12 protein-coding genes are annotated in these 13,203 nt (G+C 34.7%); 6 read left to right on the top strand and 6 right to left on the bottom strand.

Going from position 1 to position 13,203, the window contains the following annotated elements:
• Positions 1 to 13: 13 nt before the first annotated feature.
• Both folP and cdaA read left to right on the top strand, forming a co-directional pair.
• Complete coding sequence (folP, locus tag LB449_RS04485; protein ID WP_224453876.1) at positions 14 to 841, top strand: dihydropteroate synthase; 828 nt, start codon at positions 14 to 16, stop codon at positions 839 to 841.
• Positions 842 to 844: 3 nt separating this feature from the next.
• On the top strand, positions 845 to 1,624 hold the full coding sequence (cdaA, locus tag LB449_RS04480; protein WP_224453875.1) for a diadenylate cyclase CdaA: 780 nt from the start codon (positions 845 to 847) through the stop codon (positions 1,622 to 1,624).
• On the opposite strand, the gene LB449_RS04475 is transcribed toward cdaA, so the two are convergent.
• The gene (locus tag LB449_RS04475) at positions 1,621 to 3,390 is read right to left on the bottom strand and encodes an ABC transporter ATP-binding protein (RefSeq protein ID WP_224453874.1); all 1,770 of its coding nucleotides are present in this window, start codon (positions 3,388 to 3,390) and stop codon (positions 1,621 to 1,623) included. The genes cdaA and LB449_RS04475 overlap by 4 nt on opposite strands.
• Positions 3,377 to 4,144 (bottom strand): tRNA pseudouridine(38-40) synthase TruA, encoded by a 768-nt coding sequence (truA, locus tag LB449_RS04470; protein ID WP_224453873.1) that lies wholly within the window; start codon positions 4,142 to 4,144, stop codon positions 3,377 to 3,379. Before truA ends, LB449_RS04475 begins: the two co-directional genes overlap by 14 nt.
• Before the next feature lie 86 nt (positions 4,145 to 4,230).
• Here truA and LB449_RS04465 point away from each other — a divergent pair, with 86 nt between their 5' ends.
• The gene (locus tag LB449_RS04465) at positions 4,231 to 4,746 is read left to right on the top strand and encodes a metallophosphoesterase family protein (protein WP_224453872.1); all 516 of its coding nucleotides are present in this window, start codon (positions 4,231 to 4,233) and stop codon (positions 4,744 to 4,746) included.
• A 271-nt stretch (positions 4,747 to 5,017) separates the two neighbouring features.
• Here the strand turns inward: LB449_RS04465 and LB449_RS04460 are convergent, their stop codons facing one another.
• A complete protein-coding gene (locus LB449_RS04460) occupies positions 5,018 to 5,428 on the bottom strand; it encodes a DUF4293 domain-containing protein (RefSeq protein WP_224453871.1) in 411 nt (136 codons plus the stop codon).
• A gap of 170 nt (positions 5,429 to 5,598) precedes the next feature.
• Here LB449_RS04460 and rho point away from each other — a divergent pair, with 170 nt between their 5' ends.
• Positions 5,599 to 7,434 (top strand): transcription termination factor Rho, encoded by a 1,836-nt coding sequence (gene rho, locus LB449_RS04455; RefSeq protein ID WP_224453870.1) that lies wholly within the window; start codon positions 5,599 to 5,601, stop codon positions 7,432 to 7,434.
• Between the two features lie 176 nt (positions 7,435 to 7,610).
• Positions 7,611 to 8,420 (top strand): helix-turn-helix domain-containing protein, encoded by an 810-nt coding sequence (locus LB449_RS04450; RefSeq protein ID WP_224453869.1) that lies wholly within the window; start codon positions 7,611 to 7,613, stop codon positions 8,418 to 8,420.
• Between the two features lie 230 nt (positions 8,421 to 8,650).
• Here LB449_RS04450 and LB449_RS04445 read toward each other — a convergent pair whose 3' ends face one another.
• On the bottom strand, positions 8,651 to 9,724 hold the full coding sequence (locus LB449_RS04445; RefSeq protein WP_224453868.1) for a transporter substrate-binding domain-containing protein: 1,074 nt from the start codon (positions 9,722 to 9,724) through the stop codon (positions 8,651 to 8,653).
• 191 nt (positions 9,725 to 9,915) lie between these two features.
• Here LB449_RS04445 and LB449_RS04440 point away from each other — a divergent pair, with 191 nt between their 5' ends.
• Positions 9,916 to 10,353 (top strand): 3D domain-containing protein, encoded by a 438-nt coding sequence (locus LB449_RS04440; protein WP_224453867.1) that lies wholly within the window; start codon positions 9,916 to 9,918, stop codon positions 10,351 to 10,353.
• 126 nt (positions 10,354 to 10,479) lie between these two features.
• On the opposite strand, the gene LB449_RS04435 is transcribed toward LB449_RS04440, so the two are convergent.
• Both LB449_RS04435 and LB449_RS04430 read right to left on the bottom strand, forming a co-directional pair.
• Complete coding sequence (locus LB449_RS04435; RefSeq protein WP_224453866.1) at positions 10,480 to 12,003, bottom strand: SulP family inorganic anion transporter; 1,524 nt, start codon at positions 12,001 to 12,003, stop codon at positions 10,480 to 10,482.
• 198 nt (positions 12,004 to 12,201) lie between these two features.
• Positions 12,202 to 13,149, bottom strand: coding sequence for a hydrogen peroxide-inducible genes activator (locus LB449_RS04430; RefSeq protein ID WP_224453865.1), 948 nt, complete (start codon positions 13,147 to 13,149; stop codon positions 12,202 to 12,204).
• Positions 13,150 to 13,203 lie beyond the last annotated feature (54 nt).

The following is a 13,203-nucleotide window of genomic DNA, read 5'->3' as shown; positions in this document are numbered from 1 at the left end:
TAAATTTGTTTCTATGACAATTAACTGCAAAGGAGAATTACTCGATTTATCAGTACCTAAAGTGATGGGAGTTTTGAATCTGACGCCGGATTCGTTTTATGATGGTGGAAAATTCAAAAATGAAGATGAAGTCCTTAAACAAGTAGAAAAAAGCATCCATGACGGCATGGATATTTTGGATATCGGCGCCTATAGCTCAAGACCCGGAGCTGACGACATCAGTGAAAATGAGGAACTCAAAAGACAAAGTTTAATTTTAGAACAATTAAAAAAGGAATTTCCAGATTTAATTATATCTATTGACACCTTCAGAAGTAAAGTTGCAAAAGAAAGCTTAGACCGGGGTGCGCATATCATTAATGATATTTCTGCAGGAAAGCTTGATGATAAAATGCTGGAGTTAATTGCAGAGTACCGAGTGCCTTACATCATGATGCATATGCGGGGAACACCACAAACCATGAAGCAACTTACAGATTATGAAGACTTAGTTAAAGAGGTGGTTTTTTACTTTTCTGAAAGAATAGGAGAAGCAAGAAGCAAAGGCATAAATGACTTAATCATTGATCCTGGATTTGGTTTTGCAAAAAACATCACCCAAAATTTCGAGTTGCTCAATCATCTCAAAGTCTTAAAAAACCTTGATGTTCCAATGCTTACTGGACTTTCAAGAAAGTCTATGATCTATAAAACTTTATCTATAGACGCTAAAGAAGCGCTCAATGGAACTACAGCTTTAAATATGGTAGCACTCATGAATGGAAGTTCAATATTGAGAGTTCACGATGTGCTCGAAGCAAAGCAATGCGTTACCTTGTACCAAAAATTGAAAGAAAACTAGAATATGACAGGTTTAGATTTTTTAGAGTTTAGATTCTTAGATATTCTAGATATACTATTAGTTGCTGTACTCTTATATTACATATATAAACTTGTTAAGGGCTCTGCAGCCATCAATATATTTATTGGTATTGTTATTATCTATCTGATCTGGAAGTTAACGCAACTGCTTCAAATGGAGATGTTGAGCAGCGTTCTCGGAGAATTTATTGGTGTAGGGATGTTTGCACTGATTGTTGTATTTCAGCAAGAAATTAGAAAATTCTTACTTATGGTTGGTTCGACAAGTTTCAGTGGAAAAAACAATTGGTTTCAACTTAGTTTTTCAAATCGAGAAAATAAAACTCAAAACTATGTTGATATTATTGTTGAAGCTTGTAAAAAATTAGGGAGCACAAAAACAGGAGCACTTATTGTCATCAAACGAAATACGAAACTCGATTTTGTGAAAAACACTGGCGATGATATGGATATCAAAGTTAACAGACCTATTATTGAATCTATTTTCTATAAAAACAGCACTCTTCATGATGGAGCTATCATCATTGAAGATGGAAGGATTACTGCAACACGAGTAATATTACCTGTAAGCAACGATAGAGATATTCCTTTGAGATTTGGACTGAGACACCGGGCAGCAGTAGGAATAAGTGAAAAAACTGATGCCGTTGTACTAGTCGTTAGTGAAGAAACAGGGCAGGTTTCTTATTTAAAAAACGGAGAGTTCAATATTTTTGACGATTTGGAAAAATTGATTGATCAAATCAAAGAAGACTTAAGCTAGTTGATCTCTTCTTCATGTTGAAATTGAGCCTCGTAAAGATTTCTGTAATATCCCTCCTCTTTTTTCAGTAATTCTGAATGCGTTCCCGTTTCAACAATTTTTCCAAGGTCCATTACTATAATCTTATCTGCGTTCTTGACCGTTGCCAATCGGTGAGCAATAACGATAGAAGTCCTATTTTGAGTCAGCTTTTCTGTAGCATCCTGTATAAGTTGCTCACTGTAACTGTCTACAGAGGATGTAGCTTCATCTAAAACCAATACACTCGGATTGGTTACAAAAGCTCTCAAAAAAGCTATCAATTGGCGTTGTCCTGAGGACAACATGACCCCTCTTTCCTTTACATTGTAATGGTAAGTATTAGGCAAAGAAGAAATAAACTCGTGAACACCGATGTCTTTTGCCGCAGAAACCACTTGTTCTTCTGTGATTCCTTCTTTATTAAGTGTGATATTATTCAGAATTGTATCTGCAAATAAGAATACATCCTGAAGCACTACAGCTATTTGACTCCTTAAAGCAGTAAGCTCATAGTTTTTGAGGTCTTCACCATCAACAGTTATTTTCCCGCTTTTGATTTCGTAAAATCGGCTTAGTAGGTTGATGACTGTACTTTTTCCCGCTCCGGTCGCCCCAACAATAGCAACTGTTTCTCCAGGCTGAACTTCAAAGGAAATTCCCTTAAGGATCTCCTCATCGGGGATGTAGTTGAATCTTACATCTTCAAATGTGATATGACCTCTCAACTTTTTTGGAACAATTGTTCCAGAGTTTTCGATTTGAGAGTCTGTATCCAATATTTTAAACACACGGTTGGCAGCTACCATTCCCATCTGCAATGAATTAAACTTATCTGCAATCTGTCGAAGCGGTCGAAACAGCATCTGAGACAGTTCAATAAACATTACAATAATACCCAGTGATAACATATCGGATTCGACGACTCGCAAGCCACCGAACCAGACGATCAATCCAATGGTAATAGAGGTTGACATTTCTGCGATGGGAAAGAAAATAGCATTGTACCAAACAGTTTTGATCCAACCTTCTCTGTGTTTTTTATTGATGTCTTTAAATCTATTGTACTCCTCTTTTTCTCGATTAAAAATCTGGACGATTTTCATCCCGGTGATATGCTCCTGTACGTAAGAATTCAAGTTCGAAACCTGTGTCCTTACTTCTTCAAAAGCAATTTTCATTTTCTTCTGAAATACGCGCGTAGCGTATATAATAAAAGGTAAAACCGTCAAGACCAATAAAGTTAACTGCCAACTTTGCCAAAACATGAATCCTAAAACCACGATCATTTTTAATAAATCACTTATGATCATAAATAAACCTTGACTAAAAATACTGGCAATGGTCTCAATATCACTTACTGCTCTAGTCACCAATCTACCTACAGAAGAATTATCAAAATATTGCTTTTTGAAATTCATCATGTGCTTGTAAAGTTTGATACGGATATCTGTAATCACTTCTTGTCCAAGCCAGTTGGCATAAAAAATAAAGCTAAACTGAAAAATCACTTCAGAAACAAGCACGATCAGCATTGTGCTGACGTAAAAAATCAAACTATCGGCATCGCTTTTTGTAATTCCCTCATCTATTGTTAACCTCAATAAATAAGGCCTAAGCACGCCGAGTCCAGATAATGCAATAGCTGCAAATCCTACAAAATAAAATGTTTTTTTATAAGGATCTGTAAACTTTAAGAGTCTCTTAAAGAGTTTAGTATCAAAGGCGTTTCCGCTATTCTTTTCCATTTGTTAACTTATCAGAATATCCTTGAGGGTATTCTATATTTTTCAAAACTAAAGCATGAGCTGGGACAGATTTTCCAGCTCTAGATCTGTCTTGAGCTAGTATAATTTGGTTGAATTCTTCTACAGATATTTTGTGCAATCCTACTTCAACTAAAGTCCCAACAATAGCTCTGACCATATTCCTTAAAAATCGATTGGCAGAAATTTCAAAAAGGAGGTGATGTCCATTTAGATGCCAATCTGCTTTTTTTATTTCGCAGTCAAATGTATAAACATCAGTTTTAACTTTGGAAAAAGATTTGAAATTTTTATGATTAAATAAGAGGTTGGAAGCCTTTTGCATCGCATTTATATCAAGCTCGTTTTTTACAAAATAACTTTTACCCAATGAAAAAGGATCTTTATATTGAACAATTGAATATTCATAAGTTCTGGATATGGCGTCAAAACGAGCGTGAAAATCTGCATCAACTTTACTGAAAGCATGAACAGCTATGTCTGGAGGTAAAATGCTATTCAATTTAAAAATGAGCTTTTCATAATCGATAATGTGTTGTTCACTATCAAAATGGGCGATATATCCGGAGGCATGAACACCTGTATCTGTCCTGCCTGCTCCTACTACATCAATGGTTTCCTGAAGGGCAGTATTTAAGGCATGATTTACTTGGGATTGTACACTTATTTTATCCAGTTGTTTTTGCCATCCGTGATAATTAGTGCCTAAATAAGAAAGTTGAATCATGTATCTCACCCCCAGATAATTTTTGAATTGCAAAGATAACAATAGAGAACAGACCATAATGTAAAGCTTTATTTATATTGCCTTGAAAAAAAAGAATGGCTAAATCGATTTTACTACTGAGCGACACCCACGGCTATATAGACGAAAAGATATTGAAATGGGCATCAAAAGCTGATGAAATATGGCATGCAGGAGATATTGGTGATCATAAAGTATGTGACGCTTTAGCAGAGATAAAGCCATTGAGAGCAGTTTATGGTAATATAGACGGACATGAATTGAGAAGTGAATTTCCTTTAAACCAACGTTTCACACTGGAAGGTGTTGACGTTTGGATGACTCATATTGGTGGTTATCCAAACCGGTATAGCAGAGATGTGAAGGATAAAATCAAAGAAAACCCACCTAAATTATTCATAAGTGGTCACTCACACATTCTGAAAGTAATGAATGACAAAAAACTTGGATTATTACACATGAATCCTGGGGCTATAGGCATCCATGGATTTCATGTAAAAAGGACAATGCTGAAGTTTATTTTGGATGATGGAAAAATTAAAGACTTAGAAGTCATAGATTTTGGAAACAGAGGGAAGTCGGCAACTTCTTAGGTATTTCAGATTTAAGATATGAAATAAATGATTTCTAAAAAGTTTCAGATAGACAATCGCTTTAATAAATTATAGAATTTCACTCTATCTCCACCTAGAAATTCTATATTTTAAACTGACTTATAAGTTGTAAGCTTATTTACTATGAGCATAATATCTAACGGTGGCAGAATCAGAATAAAAGAACATCATCATATTACCATTATAAAAGCAAAAAACCCCGAGTGGCTGCTCGGGGTTTTCATGCACTAACATTACTAAGATTTCAGGTTTATCGCAATCGATCCACAGATTTTACAAGATCTTCGTCCTTCTTGATAGCCTTGTTGGCCAGAGCAATAAAAACGATAGAAATTATTGGAAGAAGCATCCCAATACCCTTCTCCGAGATATCCATCTCTCCAGGTAAACTTAGCGTCCAATATGCGAAAACACCTACTAAAACAAAGTTCAATATGATATTAATTCGTCCTAAGACAAATTGACGTTTCCTTCTTTTGAATGAAAATAAAGTTATAATCGAAATAAGAACTGATAACAAAAACAAAGATATAGCTATAGGCTGAGAAATAATGAAAATTTCTATATTATCTGAAGTTATCCAAAGTGGCAAATAGAAACTAAGCACTCCATTAAGCAAAATTGCAATAACCAAATATAAGCTTTGAATTCTTTGTATCATTTGTTAAATATTGAATAGCAAAAATAATAGAATATTTGAGAATTAATATTTATAAATAAAATAAAGTTGTATAATTGCAGAGTCACAAGACTACTGCTTTCCTAAGCGGTTACAAATCATCAATTTAAATTCGAATCTCCCTCGAAACTATTTAATTTCAAAAAAGATCAATGTTAGAAATTATTGAACTAAAGTCTAGAAAACTTGCAGACTTACAAGAAATTGCTAAAGAATTGAAAGTTCCAAAATTTAGGAGTCTTAAAAAGTTAGACCTAATCTACCAGATTTTGGATTATCAAGCTGCCAACCCAGAAAAGATGAAAGAGATTCTTAGTAAGGAAAAAGAAGAAAAGTCTTCTGGCACGGAAGCAAAACCTAAAGAAAAAGAATCTTCTCCTAAAGAAGAAAAAAGTCAACCTATCGAAGAAAAGACTACTGATAAAGAAAGTCAAACTTCAAAAAAACCAAGAAAAAGAGTTCAAAAAGGTGAGCCTAAAAAAGCCCCTAAGAATCCTTTTGATAAAAGTGATACACCTAAGCAGGCAGAGAATAAATCTAAGCCTGAAGAGAAAAATCAAAATAAAACAAATCCAACTGAGAAATCGCCTTCAAAGCCAAATCAAGCCTCGAAGCCCACTCAGAATCCAAAACCTGCTCAATCTTCTAATCCAAACCAAGAAAAGAAGCCTGCAGCACAAAATAAGGAAGCAAAGGAGAAAAAGATTCCTCAACACAACCACCAAAACAAGGACAATTCACAAAAGAATTCTCCTTCTGCAAAACCTCAAAACCCAAAACACCAGAATCCTAAATCCAGGAATGACAATAAGTCGAGTGACAAAAATGGAAATAGGGATAGCAGAAATAAATACAAAGATCCAGATTTCGAATTTGATTCTATCATAGAGAGTGAAGGAGTTCTTGACTTGATGCAAGATGGATATGGATTCCTAAGGTCTTCTGACTATAATTATTTATCATCACCGGATGATATTTATTTGTCTCAATCTCAGATTAGACTTTTTGGTTTAAAGACAGGCGATACAGTTCTTGGAGAGGTAAGACCACCGAAAGAAGGTGAAAAATATTTCCCATTAATTAAGATTAAAAAAATAAATGGGCTAGATCCAAAGATTGTAAGAGATCGTGTTTCATTTGAACATTTGACTCCGCTCTTCCCTCAGGAGAAGTTCAGATTGGCTGAAAAGCAAAGCACACTTTCTACACGTATTATTGATTTGTTTTCGCCGATAGGTAAAGGCCAAAGAGGCATGATTGTTTCTCAGCCGAAAACTGGTAAAACCATGTTATTGAAGGATATTGCCAATGCTATTGCTGCAAATCATCCTGAAGTCTATCAAATTGTTTTATTGATTGATGAGCGTCCGGAGGAAGTCACCGACATGCAACGGAATGTAAGAGGCGAAGTAGTTGCGTCTACTTTTGATAAAGAAGCACATGAACACGTAAGAGTTGCCAATCTTGTCATTGAAAAAGCAAAGCGTCTTGTAGAGTGCGGACATGATGTAGTTATCTTACTCGATTCTATTACACGTCTGGCTAGAGCTTACAACACAGTTCAACCTTCTAGTGGTAAAGTATTGAGTGGTGGTGTTGATGCAAATGCATTACATAAACCGAAACGATTCTTTGGTGCTGCACGAAATATTGAAAATGGAGGCTCATTATCCATTATAGCTACAGCACTAACTGATACAGGCTCTAAGATGGACGAAGTTATCTTTGAAGAATTCAAAGGAACAGGTAATATGGAATTACAACTGGATAGAAAAATTGCCAACAGACGAATTTTCCCAGCGATTGATCTCACTTCATCAAGCACACGAAGAGATGATTTATTACTTGGTGATGATCAGATCCAAAAGATGTGGATCATGAGGAAATACCTAGCAGATATGAATCCTGTAGAAGCTATTGAATTCTTAAATCAAAGAATAAAAGATACTAAGTCCAATGAAGAATTCTTAATGTCGATGAACGGATAATAAGTCTCGCAATACAAAACATAAATCCCTAGGTGAAATTTCATTTAGGGATTTTTTATTTTTCTTCTTTTTTTTTGTACTAGCACTGGACAACATAGCCATACCGTTAGTATTTGTCGGAATTTTACAACTTGAACAATTCTTTAAGAAGTATTTTAGCAGGCAAATTTGACATAATGAAATTTATTAATGATGTTAATTTCAAACATTCATTTTTTAAAGATATAATTAGAATTGATTATGTAGCCGATATGCCATTACAATGTATTAATGACTATGGCTATAGTTACATTATGTTTCGTTTTGGAGATCTTGAGGCTTATGATTACCAAAATAATTCAATTGAAATCCCAAAAGTTTTTGTAAAAGGTATTGGTGATTTTTTTAACGTTAAAGCTTATAAAAACTGTACCTGGATTTCAGTTGAGTTACCCAATCATAGTTTTCATAATATTACCAACCTCGTTGCTAAGAAATATAGAAATAAGTTGATTGATTTGTATGACTATGTAGATGCTACAATCTTAGATCAACTTTATTATGAAATATACGAAAGTCAAACTATAGAAACTATTACACAGACATTAGATAAACATCTCAATAAGTTTTACAGCACCAGGAACTTGAATTTGGATTCAACTATGATTGTTAATTATATCTACAGTCAAAAAGGCTTACTTCCAGTATCTACGCTCAGTGAGAAATTCCCTTTTGGAGAGCGTAGCATAGATCGCATGTTCAATATTGAAGTAGGCTCTTCACCACATAATTTTATTTGTTTGATCAGGTTCAATTTTATTATACGGGAACTGGAAAAACAGAATTATAACAGCATGGAAGAATTAATTAAAAAGTATAATTATTACGACCATTCTCATTTTGAAAAAGATTTTAAAAAATTTCTAGGGCAAAGTATCAATAGTTATAAAAATGATTTCAACCCTCTGTTATCACAAGCCTTACAGAGAGAGTACAGTAAGCTTTAAACAGGATACTTGAATTCTAAAAAAATGTGATTGGAACCTTAGATAACGTATTGAAAAACAGATCATCCTATTGGCTTTAAAATTGAAGGCCTCTATCTTTTTTCATTAAAAACCGTCATAACTGACGGTTTTTTTATTTATTGTAGAAAAATATCAGTTGCTGTTGGTGCTAAAAAATAATCATAACATATAGATAACTTTAAATTGTATGTATAAGATTTTAATATTGTTTATTGATATTTCTCCAATAGCTTACTCCATTCCATAGTTTTCAAAGTACTCACAAGAACAGGGTCAATTTGGGATAGTAAATCAGAGCCTTTAGAAAAAGTATAGCTGTAGTAGTCTTTTTTTAGACCTTGTGGAAGGATTTCAATGTCATCTTCGAGCGATCTGCGTTGGATTTCATAACTGATAATGGGTTCATCGTATACAAAGAGTGTGGTCTTTTCGTCCAGTAAGTTTTGCACCCCTTCTTTTTCGTCAAATACCGTTTCAGTATCGATACGGTATAAATCCAGCAGTTCTGCTGCGCTGGAATTTGCAACCGTAGTCGTTTCAAACCTGTCTAGATCTTCTACGCTACTTATACTATTATTGATGTTTTGAATAGTTAAGGCTGAAGCAATACCAGCAGTTAAACTTGAAATCATTATAATAGCCGCAAACATCCAGACTAGACCTACTAGTCTACCACCCGTGGTTTTAGGTGATTTATCTCCATAACCAACCGTAGTCATAGTCACAGCACTCCACCAAAAGCCTTCTTGGATTCCACTTAGACCTTTCCCTCCGAATTCTTCTTTATTTTTATGCCGCTCGAATAACCAGACCAAAACTCCAAAAATGAAGATAACACTTATTAATATCAGCACTGCAGAAATAAATTTCCAGCTCCATAAGTTTTTAATAAATATCCAAGTCTGACTTTGCTTGCGTTTGGCAACTGCTGTTTTAGATATAAAATAAGGCTGAGAAAATGCCAAACGTTCCATCCTACTATTGGTGACCGTCACAGGGTTTATACTAAAATCGATCTCCTTTTTTTCTATTGCTTCCAACAGATTTTTTAAAGACCCATACTGGATATACTCGTAAGATTGTTGTAAGTCCTTATTAACCAATTCCCATGATGAAATACTTAGTCCTGAGAATTTCCCATTGTTCTCCATTACAAACGGTGGAGTCACAAAAACTCCAATTTTTAGTTCTTTAGCTTTATTGGTCAACGTGTCTTGTTGGGCTAAACCATTAGAAACAGGGCATAAAAAAGCAATGATCAATACACTTAAAATAAATTTCATAGTCTATAAATTTTAAGTTCGATATTACTAAAATTATAGGCCAAAACCAATTTTGCCTTCATAGTACCTTAAGTTAACCAAAGAGTATTTATAAGCTAACCCAACAAAAGCAGACAAATTTTCTAGCTATAGCTTATGATCGCTTTAACTATGTTTATAAAATATTTTGTGTATTATAAGAAAAAAATTTTATGAAGTATAACTACAAAACTTTAGGACTCACTGCCACTCTAGCATTAGCCTCTATCTTTTCAGGATGTAAAAATGATAAAGAAAATAAAACTCTTGTGACTATGGAAGTTACTGCGACCGCCTACAATTCTGTGGAAAGTCAGACCAAAAAAGGAAATATTGGACTTGCAGCTTGGGGGGACACTTTAGTTCCAGGAGAAAAAGCTATAGCTATATCTAGGGATCTTATTAAAATGGGACTCAGTCATAATGATGAGGTACAAATAGAAGGATTGGAAGGTACCTACATTGTAAAAGACAAAATGAATAAACGCTGGGAGAAGAAAATAGACGTCTACATGGGACTTGATGAAGAAGCCGCTCTCGAATGGGGCAAGAAAAAAGTTAAAATTCAATATTATCAAGAAAACCCTAAAGAAGAGGAAATGTCTAAATAAGCACCATAACTATAAACAATTGGATTCATAATTTAACTATTATGAATCCAATTGTTTTTAGTAATCCTTTCAAGGTTCAACTCGCCCTAGTATTAATTTACGGAGTAAGATTTTATTTATAATTTACTAATCGGTCACTACTTTATAATTGGGGTCCTCTATGATATTCACATCAATGATCTCTTCAGCATTTTTCAACAATCGCCTGGAGTCTGGAGACAAATGCTTTAGGTGAATAGTTTTACCAATTTTTAGGTAACGTTCAGTCAGTTTGTTTAATGCCTCTATAGCCGACATGTCCACTACTCGGCTTTCTTTAAAATCAATAATGACTTCTTCTGGGTCATTGAGAACATCAAACTTATCTGTAAACACACTGGTCGATCCAAAAAATAAAGGACCGTAAATTTCATAATGCTTCACCCCCTGCTCATCAATGCGCTTACGAGCTCTAATGCGTATCGCATTATCCCAAGCAAACACCAAAGCGGCGATAATCACTCCAACAAGAACCGCCAAAGCCAAGTTGTGAAGTATAATTGTTACAAGAGTAACCAAGACCATCACCAAAATATCAGATTTTGGCATACGCTTTAAAGTTTTTAAACTCGCCCATTCAAAAGTACCAATAGCAACCATAATCATCAGTCCAGTAAGGGCAGCCATAGGGAGTTGCTCAATGATACTAGATCCAAACATGATAAAAGCAAGTAGAGCCACAGCTGCAATAATTCCCGATAATCGTGCTCTAGCTCCGTTAGAAATATTAATTAAACTTTGCCCCAACATGGCGCAACCTCCCATACCAGAGAAAAAACCAGATAAAATATTAGCGCTTCCTTGAGCTATAGCCTCACGGTTACCACTACCTCTGGTTTCAGTAATCTCATCTACTATATTTAGTGTCAATAAACTCTCTATCAACCCAACACCAGCGATGATAGCAGAATAAGGCAGTATAACTAAAAAGGCTTCTAATGTAAAAGGAAAGTCAGGGATATGAAATGGAGGAAAACCTCCTTTGATAGAGGCAAGATCACCAACAGTGCTCGTAGTGATATCACCAAAATAAACAATCGCAAACACTACTAATATCGCTACCAAAGAGGCAGGCACTGCACGTGTCAGTTTAGGCAACAGCCATATAATAAGCATGGTTAAGATAACCAGTCCTGAAATAATAAATAAGTTAGCCCCCGTAAGCCAAGCACCTGAAGCGTCTTTAAATTGATCTAACTGAGACATGAATATAATGATGGCAAGACCATTCACGAAACCAAAAATCACTGGATGAGGCACAAGTCGCATCAATTTTCCCAACTTAAGTAATCCTGCTGCTGCTTGTAAAATACCAGCTAAAATCACAGCTGCAAAAATATATTCTACACCATAGTCTAGAGAAAGGCTGACTAAAACCACTGCTACTGCTCCTGTAGCTCCAGAAATCATACCAGGACGTCCGCCAAAGATGGAGGTAACCAAAGCCATCACAAAAGAGGCATATAAACCCGTTAATGGAGATAATCCAGCAATAAATGAAAACGCGATCGATTCTGGGATCAATGCCAAAGCGACTGTAAGTCCAGACATAATTTCGATTTTGTAATCTACTTTTTGTTTGAAATTGAATAAATTAATTAACTTTTTCATTGGTATTTGTTAGAATTTAATAATCTTAAGTGATTTAAGAATTACAGTGAGAAAAGAAGAATACTATATTCTGCTAAAAACTAACGGTAATTTGCATTTGTAAAAAGTTTGCAAATTTAGGGCTTAAACTCTATTAGAAAAGAAAATAGCAAATTAAATAACTAAAAATAATTATCAAGTTAAGTTTTTAATTATCAGTTACTTACGTTGATTAAGCGGACTTATTATTTCAACATCCTGAAATTGTATTGCAGCTTTAACGATTGAGTTGATCGACTCTTGTAGAGCTTTGATGATATGCGACTTCAATTCATTCTTATGATGAACCAAACTTATTTCTCTTGAAGGATAAGGTTTTTTGAAAAACTTTACATTTTTCTGTTTTCCTTCTTTTAAATCTAAAGTGTGTAGATAAGGCAATAAAGTCATACCCAAACCTTCGTCAGCTAATTTTATAAGCGTTTCAAAACTTCCACTTTCAAGATAGAAACGTTTTTGGTCCGGTAGGTTTTGGGCTGTTTTGCATAAATTAAGAATGTTGTCTTTAAAACAATGCCCATCTTCCAGTAAAAGGACTTCATCCACATTTAGGTCCTCAGCTGTGATGTCTTTAGAATTAAATAATCTATGTTGTTCTGGTATATAGGCCATAAATGGCTCATAGTATAACGGCTTTTCCTTAATCTTCTCATTACCAAGCGGAGTCGCTGCGATCCCAGCATCCAGATGACCATCAATTAATTTTTCAATAATCACTTCGGTGTGTAATTCTTCTATTTTCAAATTAATCTTTGGATATTTTTTCACAAAATTATTCAGGAACATTGGCAGTAATGTTGGCATGACTGTCGGGATGATTCCAAGTTTGAATTCACCACCTACAAAGCCTTTTTGCTGATCAACAATGTCTTGTATTCTTACACTTTCGTTGACTATGTTTTTGGCCTGCTCAATTATTTTCTCACCTACTGGAGTTAATTTGATAGGCTTTTTACTTCTATCAAAAATTTTCACATTTAGTTCTTCTTCAAGTTTCTGGACTTGCATACTCAGTGTAGGCTGTGTAACGAACACTTTTTCTGAAGCTTTGGTGAAGTTCTTATATTCTGCTACCGCAAGCACATAAGTAAGTTGAGTAATAGTCATTGCTGAATAATTTTTCTATAAAAATACAATAGTATTGGAGAATCATATAAGTCT

Origin of the sequence: Psychroflexus lacisalsi (genome assembly GCF_020164495.1) — a bacterium.
Lineage (GTDB): Bacteria > Bacteroidota > Bacteroidia > Flavobacteriales > Flavobacteriaceae > Psychroflexus > Psychroflexus lacisalsi.
Note: the sequence above shows the minus strand (reverse complement) of the source record. Positions and strands in the feature narration are given on the sequence as shown.